11 protein-coding genes and 1 pseudogene are annotated in these 14,768 nt (G+C 65.5%); 11 read left to right on the forward strand and 1 reads right to left on the reverse strand.

Translation table 11 applies throughout. The features are described from left to right. Position 1 precedes the first annotated feature (1 nt). From BCEP18194_RS28745 to BCEP18194_RS28760, 4 genes and pseudogenes are all read left to right on the forward strand, one after another. A pseudogene (locus tag BCEP18194_RS28745) lies at positions 2-3,161 on the forward strand (efflux RND transporter permease subunit). Continuing rightward, positions 3,158-4,606 (forward strand): efflux transporter outer membrane subunit, encoded by a 1,449-nt coding sequence (locus BCEP18194_RS28750; protein ID WP_011354800.1) that lies wholly within the window; start codon positions 3,158-3,160, stop codon positions 4,604-4,606. The pseudogene BCEP18194_RS28745 and the gene BCEP18194_RS28750 overlap by 4 nt, the downstream one beginning before the upstream one ends. A 59-nt stretch (positions 4,607-4,665) precedes the next feature. Further along, entirely contained in the window at positions 4,666-5,373 is a 708-nt protein-coding gene (locus tag BCEP18194_RS28755; RefSeq protein WP_011354801.1) for a TetR family transcriptional regulator, read from the forward strand. A 52-nt stretch (positions 5,374-5,425) separates the two neighbouring features. Further along, complete coding sequence (locus BCEP18194_RS28760; protein ID WP_157687289.1) at positions 5,426-5,962, forward strand: MarR family winged helix-turn-helix transcriptional regulator; 537 nt, start codon at positions 5,426-5,428, stop codon at positions 5,960-5,962. Between the two features lie 172 nt (positions 5,963-6,134). Here BCEP18194_RS28760 and BCEP18194_RS28765 read toward each other — a convergent pair whose 3' ends face one another. Then, the gene (locus tag BCEP18194_RS28765; protein WP_011354803.1) at positions 6,135-7,181 is read right to left on the reverse strand and encodes an AraC family transcriptional regulator; all 1,047 of its coding nucleotides are present in this window, start codon (positions 7,179-7,181) and stop codon (positions 6,135-6,137) included. 97 nt (positions 7,182-7,278) lie between these two features. Here BCEP18194_RS28765 and BCEP18194_RS28770 point away from each other — a divergent pair, with 97 nt between their 5' ends. The 7 genes from BCEP18194_RS28770 (at position 7,279) to BCEP18194_RS28800 (ending at position 14,754) form a co-directional block, all read left to right on the forward strand. Then, positions 7,279-8,262 carry a zinc-binding dehydrogenase gene (locus BCEP18194_RS28770; protein ID WP_011354804.1) on the forward strand — a complete coding sequence of 328 codons (984 nt, stop codon included), beginning with the start codon at positions 7,279-7,281 and terminating at the stop codon, positions 8,260-8,262. Positions 8,263-8,299: 37 nt separating this feature from the next. After that, complete coding sequence (locus BCEP18194_RS28775) at positions 8,300-9,013, forward strand: DsbA family oxidoreductase (protein WP_011354805.1); 714 nt, start codon at positions 8,300-8,302, stop codon at positions 9,011-9,013. Then, positions 9,010-9,477: a hypothetical protein gene (locus BCEP18194_RS28780; protein ID WP_011354806.1), complete on the forward strand. Its 468-nt coding sequence runs from the start codon at positions 9,010-9,012 to the stop codon at positions 9,475-9,477. The genes BCEP18194_RS28775 and BCEP18194_RS28780 overlap by 4 nt, the downstream gene beginning before the upstream one ends. Before the next feature lie 628 nt (positions 9,478-10,105). Continuing rightward, a complete protein-coding gene (locus BCEP18194_RS28785) occupies positions 10,106-11,191 on the forward strand; it encodes a porin (protein WP_011354807.1) in 1,086 nt (361 codons plus the stop codon). 33 nt (positions 11,192-11,224) lie between these two features. Further along, the gene (locus BCEP18194_RS28790) at positions 11,225-12,040 is read left to right on the forward strand and encodes an SDR family oxidoreductase (RefSeq protein WP_011354808.1); all 816 of its coding nucleotides are present in this window, start codon (positions 11,225-11,227) and stop codon (positions 12,038-12,040) included. Positions 12,041-12,292: 252 nt separating this feature from the next. Then, a complete protein-coding gene (locus BCEP18194_RS28795; RefSeq protein ID WP_011354809.1) occupies positions 12,293-14,290 on the forward strand; it encodes a hydantoinase/oxoprolinase family protein in 1,998 nt (665 codons plus the stop codon). Further along, positions 14,290-14,754, forward strand: coding sequence for an acetone carboxylase subunit gamma (locus tag BCEP18194_RS28800; protein ID WP_011354810.1), 465 nt, complete (start codon positions 14,290-14,292; stop codon positions 14,752-14,754). The genes BCEP18194_RS28795 and BCEP18194_RS28800 overlap by 1 nt, the downstream gene beginning before the upstream one ends. Positions 14,755-14,768 lie beyond the last annotated feature (14 nt).

Genomic DNA, 14,768 nt, shown 5'->3' on the forward strand with positions numbered 1-14,768 from the left:
CATGTCACAGTTCTTTATCAGGCGGCCCATCTTTGCGTGGGTGATCGCCATCGTCATCATGCTGGCCGGTTATCTGGCGATTCGGTCGTTACCGATCAACCAGTATCCGAACATCGCGGCGCCCGCGGTGTCGATCACGGTCAGCTACCCGGGCGCGTCCGCGCAGACGGTTCAGGACACGGTCGTCCAGCCGATCGAGCAGCAGCTCAACGGTCTCGACGGCCTGCGTTACATGTCGTCGGAAAGTAACGCCGACGGCAGCATGACGATCGTCGCGACGTTCGACCAGGGCACCAACCCCGATATCGCGCAGGTCCAGGTGCAGAACAAGCTGTCGCTCGCGACGCCGCTTCTGCCCCAGGAAGTGCAGCAGCAGGGGATTCGCGTCGTCAAGTACCAGATCAACTTCATGATGGTCGCGGCGCTCGTTTCCGAAGACGGAAAAATGTCGAGCGGCGACCTCGGCAACTATCTGGCGTCGAACCTCCAGGATCCGATCCTGCGAACGAAAGGGGTGGGCGACTACCTGCTGATGGGTTCGCAGTACGGGATGCGGATCTGGCTCGATCCGGCGAAGCTCGACAGCTATTCGCTCACGCCGCTCGATGTCACGAACGCGATCCGGTCGCAGAACGTCCAGGTATCGTCGGGCCAGCTTGGCGGCCTGCCGACGCGGCGTGGCGTGGAACTGAGCGCGACCGTGATCGGGAAGGTGCGCCTGCGTACCGCCGACGAGTTCAAGCAGATCCTGCTCAAGGTGAATGCCGACGGTTCGCAGGTCAAGCTCGGCGACGTCGCGACCGTGAGCCTCGGGCCGGAGAACTACTCGATCTCGAGTATGTACAACGGCAAGCCGTCGGCCGGTATTGCACTGCGCCTGGCGACCGGCGCGAACCTGCTCGAGACGGTGGAATCCGTCAAGAAACTGCTCAAGGAACAGGAACCGCTGTTGCCGCCGGGCGTGAAGATCGTCGTTCCGTACGATACGTCGCCGGTCGTTCATGCGTCGATCCACGAAGTGGTCAAGACGCTGATCGAAGGCATCATCCTCGTGTTCCTGGTGATGTACCTGTTCCTGCAGAACATCCGCGCGACGCTGATTCCGACGTTGGCGGTGCCGGTCGTGCTGCTGGGTACGTTCGGCGTGCTCGCCGCGTGCGGCTTCACGATCAACACGCTCACCATGTTCGGCATGGTGCTGGCGATCGGCCTGCTGGTCGACGACGCGATCGTCGTGGTGGAGAACGTCGAGCGCGTGATGACCGAGGAAGGGCTGAGCGCGCGGGAAGCGACCAGCAAGTCGATGGGGCAGATCCAGGGCGCGCTGGTCGGTATCGCGATGGTGCTGTCGGCCGTGTTCCTGCCGATGGCGTTCTTCGGCGGATCGACGGGCGTGATTTATCGCCAGTTCTCGATCACGATCGTGTCGGCGATGGCGCTGTCGGTGCTGGTTGCTCTGGTGTTCACGCCGGCGTTGTGCGCGACGATGCTCAAGCCGGGCGACGCCGATCATCACGTGAAGAAGGGCTTCTTTGGGTGGTTCAACCGCACCTTCGACCGCGGTACCGACCGTTACGAAGGTGCAGTCGCGGCGATCCTGCGCAAGAAGGGGCGCTACATCGTCATCTACCTGCTGATCGTGGTCGGCATGGGCTTCCTGTTCACGCGCATCCCGACGGCCTTCCTGCCGGACGAAGACCAGGGGACGCTGTTCGTTCAGCTCCAGATGCCGGGCAATGCATCGGCGGAACGGACCGAAGATGCGTTGGCGAAGGTGCGTGACTACCTGTTGAAGGACGAGGCGGATATCGTCGAATCGGTCTACACGGTGAACGGCTTCAACTTCGCGGGGCGCGGGCAGAACTCCGCACTGGCATTCGTCGGGCTCAAGCCGTGGGCCGCGCGCAAGGGGAGCGACACCACTGTGTTCGGCCTTGCACAGCGTGCGGGTGCGGCGTTTTCGAAGATCAAGGACGGCATCGTGATTCCGATCGTGCCGCCCGCGATCATGGAAATGGGCAACTCGCAGGGCTTCGACGTGTACCTCCAGGATCGGACCGGTCAAGGCCACGACGCGCTGATGGCGGCACGCGACCAGTTCCTGAAGCTCGCGCATGCCAACCCGCTGCTGGCCAACGTTCGCCCGAACGGCATGAACGACGAGCCGCAGTTCCACATCGATATCGACGATGAGAAGGCGCGTGCGCTGCAGGTCAGCATCGCCGACATCAACGATACGATGACCGCTGCCTGGGGTTCCCAGTACGTGAACGACTTCGTCGATCGCGGCCGTGTGAAGAAGGTGTACGTCCAGGGCCTGCCGGATGCGCGCGTGGGTCCGGAGGATCTCTACAAATGGTATCTGCGCAACAGCAACGGCCAGATGGTGCCGTTCTCGGCGGTGGCGTCGGGGCATTGGGAATACGGTTCGCCGAAGCTCGAGCGCTACAACGGCATTCCGGCCGTCGAACTGCAGGGCCAGCCGACAGCCGGCCACAGCTCGGGCGAAGCGATGCAGGAGATCGAGAAGATCGCGGCGCAGCTGCCGAACGGATTCGGGCTGGCGGTCACGGGGCTGTCCTATGAGGAACAGCTGTCGGGCTCGCAGGCGCCGGCGCTCTATGCACTGTCGATCCTGATCGTGTTCCTCTGTCTTGCCGCGCTGTACGAGAGCTGGTCGGTGCCGTTCTCGGTGCTGATGGTCGTGCCGCTCGGCGTGATCGGCGCGGTGGTCGCCACGCTGGCGCGCGGCCTGACGAACGACGTGTTCTTCCAGGTGGGCCTGCTGACGACGGTCGGCCTGTCCGCGAAGAACGCGATCCTGATCGTCGAGTTCGCGAAAGAGCTGTACGAAAAAGAAGGGATGTCGCTGATGCAGGCGGCCGTTCAGGCGGCACGGCTGCGGCTGCGCCCGATCATCATGACGTCGATGGCGTTCGTGCTCGGCGTGCTGCCGCTCGCGATCTCGAACGGCGCCGGCTCGGGCAGCCAGCACTCCGTCGGCACCGGTGTGGTCGGCGGGATGATGACCGCGACGTTTCCTGGCCGTGTTCTACGTGCCGCTGTTCTATGTGCTGGTGACGGGCCTGTTCTCGCGCGGCAAGAAAGGCAAGGCCGACAAGGCCGACGACATCGACAAGGTTGACGAGGTGACCGCATGAAGATCCTGAAACTCGCGGTATTGCCTGCTGCGCTGCTGATGGCGAGCTGCACGATGATCCCAACCTATCATCGTCCCGACCCGTCGGTCGCCGCGCAGTACGCGACGGCCGCGCAGGACAACGCCGGCCAGCCGTCGGCCGCGGAAGTCGGCTGGCGCGACTTCTACACTGACCCGCACCTGCAGACGCTGATCGGCATGGCGCTGGAAAACAACCGCGACCTGCGCGTGGCCGTGCTGAACATCGAAGCGGCGCGCGCGCAGTACCGGATCCAGCGGGCGGACCTGCTGCCGACGCTGTCGGCCGGCGCGTCCGGGTCGATCCAGCGGCTGCCGTCGGACCTGTCGACGACGGGCCAAGCCGGCGTCACGCGGTCCTACAACGTCGGGGGCGTCGCGTCGTACGAGCTGGACCTGTTCGGCAAGATCCGCAGCCTGACGGAGCAGGCGATGCAGACGTATCTGGCGACCGAGGCCACGCGCAAGGCCACCCAGATCAGCCTGATCGCCGAGGTGGCCACTGCGTGGCTGACGCTGCAGGCCGACCAGGACATCAAGGTGCTGACGGCCGATACGCTCGCCAGCCAGCGGGCGTCGCTGAAGATCACCGAAGCGGGGTACCGCAACGGCACGTCGTCGCTGCTCGATCTGCGTCAGGCAGAAACGACCGTCCGAGCGGCGGAAGTGAATCTCGCGCAGTACGACCGGCAGGTGCGGACCGACATCAACGCGCTGACGCTGCTGGTGGGCGTGCCCCTCGATGACGCGCTGCTGTCGCGCGAATCGCTGGCGACGGTTCGGCTCGACGAGGACCTGCCGGCCGGACTGCCGTCGGATCTGCTCGCGCGGCGGCCGGACATCATCGCCGCCGAGCATCAGCTGATGGCCTCGAATGCGAACATCGGCGCCGCCCGCGCGGCGTTCTTCCCGAGCATTTCGCTGACGGCGAACGGCGGTACGGCCAGTGCGTCGTTGCGCAACCTGTTCGATCCCGGCAGCGCGGCGTGGTCGTTCGGGCCGACGATCAGCGTGCCGATCTTCGACTACGGGCGCAACAGCGCGAACCTGGCGGTGTCGAAGGTCAATCGCGACATCGAGGTCGCGACGTACCAGAAGGCGGTCCAGACGGCGTTTCGCGAAGTCTCCGATGCGCTCGACGGTCGTGCGACCTGGGGCCAGCAGGAAACGGCCCAGCGGCTGCTGGTGGATGCGAGCCAGTCGGCGTACCGGTTGTCCGACGTACGCTATCGCGAGGGTGTCGACGGGTACGTGAACGTGCTCGTCAACCAGCGGTCGCTGTACGACGCGCAGCAGAACCTGGTCAAGGTCCGGCTGGCGAGGATGTCGAACACGGTCGACCTCTACCGCGCATTGGGCGGCGGCTGGCAGGACCGCACGGTGAAAGCCGACGTGTCGACCGGGCAGGCCGCGCATCCGCCGGGTTGACCCATACGCCGACGTGAAGGAGGACGCCGCAACGGGCCCGGCCCGTTCGGTGATTCAGGATGCGTGCCCCGACACCCGGGGCACGCAATCGCATGCCCTTACCGGGCCGCTGCGATGTGACACGCGAGCCATCCCGACCCGGATGGACGTTCGGAAACGTTATGGTGAAACGAACCCGTGAACAGGCACAGGCGACACGGGCCATCATCGTCGAGTCGGCACAGGGCGTGTTCTTCGATCATGGCTTCGCGCATGCGTCGCTTGAGGAAATCGCCCGCCGGGCCGGCGTCACGCGCGGGGCCGTGTACTGGCACTTCGAGAGCAAGCTCGAGGTGCTCGATGCCATCTTCGCCGATGCGGCGATCCCGCTGGACCCTTTCCTGATTGCGTCGCGACACGATGCCGAGCATGAGCTCGACGCGCTGATCGATGCACTCGGTGCGTGCTGGCGGATCGCGACACGCTCGAAATTGTCCCGCCGGCTGTACACGCTGTCGTACACACGATGTGAAAACGCGAAGGAAACGGCGGCTTTCTGCGAACGGGTTTGCCAGGCTGCGTACGCGGCGGAACAGCGCATCGATGCCTGGTTGCGTCGTGCGATATCGGCCGGGCAGCTGGCGAGCGAGCATGAACCGGCGGTGATCGCCAGCGTGGTTCACGCGACGCTGAGCGGATTGCTGCACCGGGAATTGACGCGGCCAGGATGCCGCAATCCGGACAGGGTTGAAGTGACCGAAGTGGTCCGCACCCTGATTCAAGGATGAATGCATCGGGCGCTCGACGAAGGGCGTTGCGCCGCGATCCATGAGTGCTGTGATGAATCCCGTACCAACAGAGCTTGAAATCGCGAAAGAACGATCCGGTGAGATGGCACCAGGAATGTCTGGTTCGAATTCCGTCCTACCGGAAAGGCGCCACCGTGGTATGTCGATCGTGACATTGCTGTCGGCTGCCGATTCGTTGCAGTCCCGGTGCATCGACCGGCGCGTCGAGCAGGCGCTCGGCATTACGAAGTCGCAGGCGTCGATCCTGCGCGTGCTCGATTGCGGCGCGCCGTTGACGGCCGGCGAACTGGCCGATGCCTGCGGCATTGCCGGCAGCGCGGTGACGCGTCTGGTGGACCGGCTGGAGGCGCGGTATCTCGTGGAGCGGGCGCAACGGGACGATGACCGCCGTATCGTCTACGTGTCGCTCACGTGTGACGGGCGCCGGATCGCGGCTGCGTGGCGCTGCCTGCAAGACGAGATCCAGTGCGAGCTGCGCGCGTTTGCGAGCGACGACGAGCTTCGAATGCTGGGCAATTTGCTGTCGCGCATGCTCGTCAATGCGGCGGGAGGCGAGGCGAGTGGATGAACGTCATGGGCGGTTTCTCGTTGCATACCGGCAGGCTGCCTTCGCCGATGCGTCCTCTGTGACGAAGGGGAAGGGCATGCCTGCTCCCGGATCGGCCCGCCGACTCCGACGCCGCCCGATCGTCGTCATCCGGATAGACGTGTTACCGAAGGTGGCGTCGATTCGACGACGCTCATGACGATCGATTCGCGGCAGCGGGCGCTCGAGGTCGCGAACTTGCCCGGATCTTCGACGGAGGCATGCCGAACCATCGTATGGACGATTGGGTGAGGACCGACTGATCGGAAAACCCCAACAAGCTCGTCAGTTGAGCCAGCGGGATGGTCGTCTGCTGGAGGTAGCGCAATGCGATCTCCTGCCGGACCTCATCCCGGACCCCCTCGAAAGTCGCGCCTTCGTCGGCCAGCTTGCGCTGCATGGTGCGTGGATGCACGAACAGCAGCTCCGCAATCGCCGACTTGCTTCCCCCGGTCGCGCCGAGCGTGCAATGCAGCGCCCGTCGCACGCGCTCGACCATCGACAATCCGGGGTCGCCGTAGTGCCGCTGCAGATACTCCAGCGCGATGTTCTTCAGCGACGCATTGACGTTCTCCAGCCGGCTGCCAAGGGTTTGCGGCGACACGTGCAAACCGGCGTGCTCCTGCTCCGTATAGATGCGCGCTTGCCCGAAAAAACGCGCATAGGCGCCCGGGTCGGCACTGTTCCCGTACGGGAACGCCACCGCAAGCAGCCGATAGTTGTCCGCCGCGAAGGACCGCACCAGATGGTGCATCCTGCCCAGGCACTGATCGAGCGCTTGCCGGCAGACGGGCGCACGAGGAACCACCAACTCGAGACGGATCTCCGCCGCATCCTGGACCAGCGTGCTCGGTTCGATCACGGAAAGCTGCGCGGCCGGGCTGTGGACGTACAGATAGCGGGACGCTGTCGTCATGGCCTCGCGGACATTGGCGGAATGCTGGATGGCCATTGCGAGCGGGCCGAGGATGTCGATGTCCTGGCGGGCGGCCAGCTGCAGGCCGAGATCGGGTCGGTGTGCGGCGGCGGCGCTGTCTTCCATCAGCTGCATCACCGACAGAATCGGAACCGTCGCGTCGTCCACATCGCCAAGGTCGGCCGGAAGCTTGTGCTTGCGCAGCAGCGGCATCGGATCGACCCCGAGCGTCGTCATGAGCTCGCGGTAGCCCTTCATGCCTGTCGAACGAATGATTGCCGTCATGTCTCGCAATATAAAAACTTTGTCTCGTGAGATCAAGGGAAAAGATGGCGGCTGCGTACCATGACCTCATTCAAACCAGACACACGGAGTGTCCGTCATGCGTACCGCCATTCATCAATCCATGGGCCAGCCCGAGCAGGTGCTCGAGATTCGCAACGTCGCGCGTCCGCAGCCGCAAGCCGGCGAGGTGCTGTTGCAGATGATCCTGGCGCCCATCCACAACCACGACCTGATGCAGATTGCCGGCACCTATGGCATCAAGCCGGAACTGCCGGCACGTGCAGGCACCGAGGCGGTGGGGCGCGTGCTGGCCGTGGGCGAGGGCGTGACCCATCTGCAAGTCGGCCAGCGCGTGTCCGTGTCGGGCGCGTTCGGCACCTGGGCCGATGCGTTCGTGGCGCCGGCCGACCAGGTGCTGCCGGTACCCGACGGCATCAGCGACGAACTCGCGGCGCAGTTGCTGATCATGCCGACGAGTGCCATGGTGGTGCTGGACGACCTGGGCGTGCAAAGCGGCCAATGGATGATGCTGAATGCCGCGGCGGGCGCCGTGGGCAAGAATGTGGCGCTGCTGGCCGCCGCGCGGAATATTCGCGTCATTGCCCTGGTCAATCAGGCGGCGCAGGTCGAAGAACTCAGGAAGCTCGGGGTGGACGTGGTGGAGAACACCACCGTCGACGGCTGGCAGGCGCGTATCAAGACCGCGCTGAACGGCGAGCCGCTGCTCCATGCGCTGGATTCGGTGGCCGGCAGTCTGACCGGTGAAATGCTTCACGTGATGGACGACAACGCGACGCTGGTGGTATTCGGTGCGTTGAGCAATCAGCCGTTGAACATCGACTTCCAGGACGTGCTGTTCAAGCAGGCGACGGTGCGAGGCTTCTGGGGATTGCGCAAGGTCGAGAAACTGAGCGACGCGTACCGGGCCAGGATGGTGGCCGAGATTCTTGCGATCGCGCAGCGCAACGGCTTCAATCTACCCGTCGCCGCGGTCCACGACCTGGGTGACGTAGCCAGCGCATCCGGTATCCGAAGCAGTGCCGGGAAGGTGCTGCTGCGAGGGGGTAATAGCGAATCCTGAACCGGGTTCGGGTTTCCTGCACGATGGAGTAGCAATCATGAAAATCGATATTTGGTCGGACGTCATTTGCCCGTTTTGTTATATCGGCAAACGCAAGCTGGAAGCGGCGCTGGAGCAGACCGGCATCGCGGCGCACATCGAGTGGCACAGCTTCGAGCTGAACCCTTCCGCGCCGCAGTCGTATGCCATGCCGCTGCCGGACGTGATGAATCGCCTGTACGGCATCGACCGCCAGCGCGCGCTGGCCATCCTGAATCATGAGGAACAGGAAGCGCGCCGCATGGGGCTGGATTTCCAGTGGCGCATCGCGCGGCCCGGCAATACGTTCGATGCCCATCGCCTGATCCACCTTGCCAAACACGAGGGAATCGGCGATCAGGTCAAGGAGCGCTTTCTGCGCGCATATTTCACCGAGGGGCAGGATATCGGTGACCGGCAGGTGCTGCGTTCGTTGGCGCTCGAGACGGGATTGGCGGCCGACGATGTGGATGCCGTGCTGGGCAGCGACCGCTTTGCTGACGAGGTGCGTGCCGACGAGCAGCAAGCGCTCGAACGGGGGATTCGTGGCGTGCCTTACTTCGTGATCAACGGGCAGGCGTCGGTGTCGGGCGCGCGCGATGTCGCGGATTTCGTGCGCGTGTTGCGCGAACAGGCGGCGATCGCCGCGGCCGCCACGCAGGAGACCGGGCCGGCCCCAGCGTCGGATGATGCCGGGATCTGCAAGGACGGCTTTTGCGAAGTCCGCAAATGAACGCGCCGCTTCCGGCAGACGGGCGCGTAGCGCCCGCGCCGGGGGACTTCCCGTTCCTCGGCGTCTGGGCGCTCGAACCGGGGCGCTCGGTCTATGCGTTCGGGATGCCGCCATTGGACGGCACCTACACCGTCGCGCTGGATGACGACGGCTGGCTGGACATCACGTCGCGGTGGCGCACTGCTGCGGGGCGTACGCGGGAGATCCGCTTCGCCGGAAAGCTGGGCGGTGGACGGTTTCCTTACTCCAGCACCAGCGCTGCCGACGAGCTCGGTTTCGAGTTCGAGCCGCCCGACCTGCTGCGGTCGTCGGCATTCAAGAACAATGAAAAGGTGCATTGGGCCGAGCGCCGGCTGGATGGCAGTGGCGTCTGGATGACGATCTCGGTGTTCGGTCGATTTTCCGACGGGCGCGTTTATCAGAACAAGGACGTCTATCGACGTGTCGTCGGTGGTGCGTCGTAAGTGCATGAGCAACGGGGGCGGGCAAGTTGCCGCCGTGGCGTGAGCGGCAACCGGTTCGTGGACGGGAGAGGGTGCGCCGCGGCGCCGGCGTCGCGGTGCGCGCGCGAAATCGCCGTCGACGAATGGCCGTTGCACCGAACGCGACCTGGCGTGCGTTCGGCCGGAACGTGACCACGGTTGCGGTGCGCGGGATGACCCGGTCAGGCTCGCGCGAAAGTAGTTCGTAATATTTTCGCCGTCGCGCATGACTTGGCCGGTGTTGCTCACGCTGGCATGCACATCCCCGATCAGGGGAATCCATGCTCCCAAACTACCCGAACGGGTAGCTGCCACCCGTCCCCCCCATACCTACACTCCTTTTCCAGAAACAACGCGACTGAACGGCGGCGATACCGCCGGGTCGTGACTCCCGCGCAAAACCAGGTGCGCGGGACGTGATTTGTTTCGTCCTGCTTCCGATTGGCGCCCGCGCGTCGACGGCCATCCTGCCGATCAATGCGCACGGACGGTCGGACTCCGCCGCGCAACGACCGGGCCCGGGCAAGCCGCGGCATCCGGTCCGGCGGGCATTCGCAACAGCGAAGCACCGGTATCCAACAAACAGAGACTAGAACAGGAGACATTCCCGATGACGATCATCCCGTCCCGCAAACGTTTCGCGTCCGTTGCCGGCGTGCTGCTGGCCACGGCCGGATTGCCCGCGCATGCGCAAAGCAGTGTCACGCTCTACGGTGTCGTCGACGCCGGCATCCTCTATACGAGCAAGGCGATCGATCCGAAGACCGGGCTGAATGCCGGGCATCAGGTATCGATGATCACCGGCGGGATGACGCCGTCGTTGTTCGGCCTGAAAGGCACCGAGGATCTCGGCGGCGGCGTGAAGGCGCTCTTCACGCTCGAAAGCGGCATCGACGTGTCGAACGGCGGCTATGCGGATTCGAACGGCAACCTGTTCGGCCGGCAGGCGTGGGTGGGGATCGAGAGCAGCTACGGCACGGTGAAGGCCGGTGTCCAGTTCTCGCCGTTCGTGCTGTCGTTGATCGCCACCGACGCGCGCAGCGTGTCGTACTTCGGCAGCGGCGTGCCGATCTATGTCGGCGGCGTGCTCGTGACGGGGATCTTCAACGCGAATGCGATTTCGTATACGAGCCCGGTGGTGGCGGGCTTGCAGGGCAGCGCGATGCTTGCGCTCGGCGGCAAGGCCGGCGATTTCCAGGCGGGCCGCCAGTATTCGGCGAGCCTCAATTACACGGTTGGGCCGTTGCTCGTCAGTGCCGCGATGTACAACGGCAACTCGGGCGGCACGGCTGCAGCGACGCCGGTACCGAGCACGGTGCCGTTTACCGGGCGCACGCTCGGCGCGAGCTATCAGTACGACGCGCTCACGGTGAAAGCCGCCTACGTCAATTACAAGATCGCGGGCTCGTTCGACAGCCGCGTCTACGGCGGCGGCGCTGCCTATCAGTTCACGCCGGTCGTGAGCGCCGACGCCGGCGTCTGGTACACGAGCGACGGCAACGACACGAACAACCACTCGATCCTCGCCGCGGCAGGGCTGACCTACAGCCTGTCGAAGGCGACGTTGCTGTACGGGCAGCTCGGCTATGTGAACAACCACGGCAAGATGAATACGGGGCTGTCGACGAACGGTGCGCTGTACGGCGCGAACGGGTCGACGTTCGGCACCGTGATCGGCATGCGCCACCTGTTCTGACGACGGGTTCACAGGTTTCGACAGGAGGGTGGCATGCAGATCGAGATAGGTTTCGAGCAACGGCACGTGTTCGTCTTCGGCGGCACGACCGGCATCAACTTCGGCATCGCACAAGCATTCGCGCGATGCGGCGCGGCCGTCAGCGTGGCGAGCCGCAAACGCGAGAACGTCGACGCTGCAGTGAAGACACTGCGCACGACCCATGCGTCGGTGTATGGCGCATGCGCCGACGTCCGCGATTTCGACGCGGTGGGCGCCGCGCTCGGCGATGCGGTGCGCGAATTCGGCCCGATCGACGTGCTGATATCCGGCGCGGCGGGCAATTTCCTGTGCGACGCGAACGCGATGTCGGCGAACGGTTTCCGCACGGTCATCGATATCGACCTGATCGGCTCGTTCAACGTGATGCGGCAGGCCTATCCGCATCTGCGCAAGCCGGGCGCGTCGATCATCAGCATCACCGCACCGCAGGCGACGGTGCCGATGCGCCATCAGGCACACGCGTCCGCGGCGAAAGCCGGCATCGACCAGCTCACCCGCGTGCTCGCGCTGGAATGGGGCGCCGACGGCGTGCGCGTCAACGCGATCTCGCCGGGCCCGATCGACGGGACGGAAGGCTTTCGCAAGCTGATCGCCCGCACCGACGACGAACTCGCGCTGGCCGAGTCGGCCGTGCCGCTGCGCCGGTTCGGCTCGATCGACGACATTGCGAACCTCGCGCTGTTCCTCGCATCGCCGTATGCGTCGTACGTGTCCGGCGCCGTGATTCCGTGTGACGGCGGCGGTGCGATCGACAGCGTGAAGCCGGCGATCGAGCGGGCTGGCGCGAACGCGTCGGCCGGTACCTGACGCGCGGATGCCACCGATACGGGCAATCCATACCCGATAACTACCCGGACGGGTGGCGGCGGCCGACAGGCCGCTGCCTACACTGATTCCACGACGAACATAACCAGACAGGAGACGACGTGCATTCCCTTCCTTTTCCGACGCCGCACGGCTGCATGACGGAGCCGCGCGCGCCCATCGACATGCGCCGCGCTGCACAGGCACGGCAGCCGCGCCGCGCCTGAACCGGCCGATCACGAAGCGAGAGAGCTCATGACAATCCCAACCGATTCGATCCAGCACGCGGCATCGGGCACGTCCGGCACACGGACCGCGCGACATCGCCTGATCAACATCGACAACGGCGGCACGCTGACCGACATCTGCGTGATGGACGGCGACAACGTGATCCGCACGAAGACGCTGACCACGCCGCATGACCTGTCGCAATGCCTGTTCGACGGGCTGCGCAAGGCGTCCGTGGCGATCTACGGCAACGAAGACCTGGAGGCGCTGCTGTTGTCGACGGCCGCGATCCGCTACTCGACGACCCAGGGGACGAACGCACTCGTCGAGCGCAAGGGGCCGCGGCTCGGGCTCGTGGTCGGCGGGACGCTGTCGGCCGCGCAGGTGCGCGACGCCGACGGCGCTGCCGACCTGTTCGACGCGGTGATCGGCAGCCGCGCAGTCACGCTGTCCGGCGATTCGCCCGAAGCCGACGTAGTCCGCGCGGTCGGCGAACTCGCGGCGTCGGGGGCCAACCGGCTCGTGGTGGCGATCGGCGGCCCGCGCCGCGTCGAACTCGAACAGCGCCTGAAGCGCAAGCTGCTGCGCAGCTTTCCGCCCCACTTGCTCGGCGCGCTGCCGATCCTGTATGCACACGAAATCGCCGACGATGCGAGCGATGTGCGCCGCACGTGGACCGCGCTGTTCAACGCGTTCCTGCATCCGGCGATGGAGCGCTTTCTCTACAGCGCCGAACAGAAGCTGCGCGACGCGCGCGCGCAGAGCCCGCTGCTCGTGTTCCGCAACGACGGCTATGCAGGGCGCGTCGCGAAGACGATCGCGCTGAAGACCTACAGTTCCGGCCCGCGCGGCGGGATGGAAGGCGCACGTGTGCTGGCCCGGCACTACGGGCTGACGCATCTGCTGTCGATGGACATCGGCGGAACGACGACCGACATCGGCGTGGTCGACGAACGCGGCGTGCGCGCGGACCGGCGCGGCAACGTCGAAGGCGTCGCGACGTCGTTCGCGTTGTGCGACGTGGTCAGTGCGGGCGTCGGCGGCAGCTCGATCATCCGCGTAGCGGGCGAACGCATCGCGGTGGGGCCGGAAAGCGTCGGCAGCGCGCCGGGGCCGGCCTGTTTCGGCCTCGGCGGCACGCAGGCGACGATCACCGATGCGTTCACGCTGTCGGGCCTGCTCGATCCCGCGTCGTTCTTCGGCGGCAAGCTGCAGCTCGACAAGGCGCGTGCCCGCCAGGCGGTTCATGCGCATGTGGCCGATCCGCTGAAGATGGGCGACCTCGAAGCGCTCGCCGCGATGGAAGCCGCGTGGGTGAAGAAAGTCGCCGACAGCCTCACCGCCTATGCGTCGATCCGGCCCGACACGACGCTTGCCGCGTTCGGCGGCGCGGGGGCGCTCGTCGCATGCCGCGTCGCGGAGGCGATCGGCGTGAAGCGGGTGTTGATTCCGGGGCTGGCGGCCGTGTTTTCCGCGTACGGAATCAGTTTTTCGGATGTCGGGCACAGCTTCTCGGCGCCGCTTGCCGAAGCGACCGACAGCGCCCTCGCTGCTGCAATGGACACGCTGTTCACGCAGGCATCGCGTGCGATGTTCGGTGAAGACGCGGCGATCGACGACTGCCGGCTGGTCTATACGATCGAAGCGACCGGTGCCGACGGCCGGAGTAGCGAGCACGCGGTGACCGGCACGACGCTGCCGGCCGGGCTTGCACCGGATGCGACGCTGTCCGTGTCGCTGACCGCGATCAAGCGCATGCCGCAAGCGACGCTGGACGGCCGCTTCGACGAGACCGGCCACCAGCCCGCCGTTGCGCACGGCACGCGGCGCGTCGTGGTCGATGGCCGCGAAGCCGAACTGCCGCTGTACCGCGTCGAGGATCAACCGAAGGGCGTCGCGGTACGCGCGGCCGGCCCGGCGGTGCTCGAGGAAGCGTTCTTCACGGGGCGCATCGACGCCGGCTGGCATTTCGACATCAATTCCGCCGGAGACATCCTGCTCAGCAGCGGCACGGAGAACGAATAATGAAAGTCCTGATTACCGAAACCCTGCGCATCGATCTCGGCACGGAGCAATGGGAATGCCGGCGCTGCGGTCATGCGCACGGCAGCGCGCGCGACAACTACAAGCGCGGCCTGCTCGTCCACGATCGCGATCCGCGCGAGATCCACAAGCCGCTGCTCGATCCGAACCGCTACGCACGTACGTACTCGCCGGACCCGGACTGGTGCCGGATTCTCGAATACTACTGCCCGGAATGCGGCGTGCTCGTCGAAGCCGAATACCTGCCGCCCGGCCATCCGCCGCTGCACGACATCGATCTCGACATCGACGCGTTGAAGCTGCAATGGAAGGATCGCGAGGAGATGACGGAGCCCGCGCAGGCGCCCGATCTTGCACTCGAACGCGTGAAGCTGCAGCGCGCGCTGCATGCGGCCGCCCATCATCGCCACGCAGTCGGTGCCGGCACCGACGCGTCGTCCACTTGAGCCACGGGGAGATT

This window comes from Burkholderia lata, assembly GCF_000012945.1.
Lineage (GTDB): Bacteria > Pseudomonadota > Gammaproteobacteria > Burkholderiales > Burkholderiaceae > Burkholderia > Burkholderia lata.

Excerpts from the sequence above, each read along its gene's own strand:
- BCEP18194_RS28750 (WP_011354800.1), top strand. The coding sequence starts at position 3,158 with ATGAAGATCCTGAAACTCGCGGTATTGCCTGCTGCGCTGCTGATGGCG.
- BCEP18194_RS28755 (WP_011354801.1), top strand. The coding sequence starts at position 4,666 with ATGCGTGCCCCGACACCCGGGGCACGCAATCGCATGCCCTTACCGGGC.
- BCEP18194_RS28760 (WP_157687289.1), top strand. The coding sequence starts at position 5,426 with ATGAATCCCGTACCAACAGAGCTTGAAATCGCGAAAGAACGATCCGGT.
- BCEP18194_RS28765 (WP_011354803.1), bottom strand. The coding sequence starts at position 7,181 with ATGACGGCAATCATTCGTTCGACAGGCATGAAGGGCTACCGCGAGCTC.
- BCEP18194_RS28770 (WP_011354804.1), top strand. The coding sequence starts at position 7,279 with ATGCGTACCGCCATTCATCAATCCATGGGCCAGCCCGAGCAGGTGCTC.
- BCEP18194_RS28775 (WP_011354805.1), top strand. The coding sequence starts at position 8,300 with ATGAAAATCGATATTTGGTCGGACGTCATTTGCCCGTTTTGTTATATC.
- BCEP18194_RS28780 (WP_011354806.1), top strand. The coding sequence starts at position 9,010 with ATGAACGCGCCGCTTCCGGCAGACGGGCGCGTAGCGCCCGCGCCGGGG.
- BCEP18194_RS28785 (WP_011354807.1), top strand. The coding sequence starts at position 10,106 with ATGACGATCATCCCGTCCCGCAAACGTTTCGCGTCCGTTGCCGGCGTG.
- BCEP18194_RS28790 (WP_011354808.1), top strand. The coding sequence starts at position 11,225 with ATGCAGATCGAGATAGGTTTCGAGCAACGGCACGTGTTCGTCTTCGGC.
- BCEP18194_RS28795 (WP_011354809.1), top strand. The coding sequence starts at position 12,293 with ATGACAATCCCAACCGATTCGATCCAGCACGCGGCATCGGGCACGTCC.
- BCEP18194_RS28800 (WP_011354810.1), top strand. The coding sequence starts at position 14,290 with ATGAAAGTCCTGATTACCGAAACCCTGCGCATCGATCTCGGCACGGAG.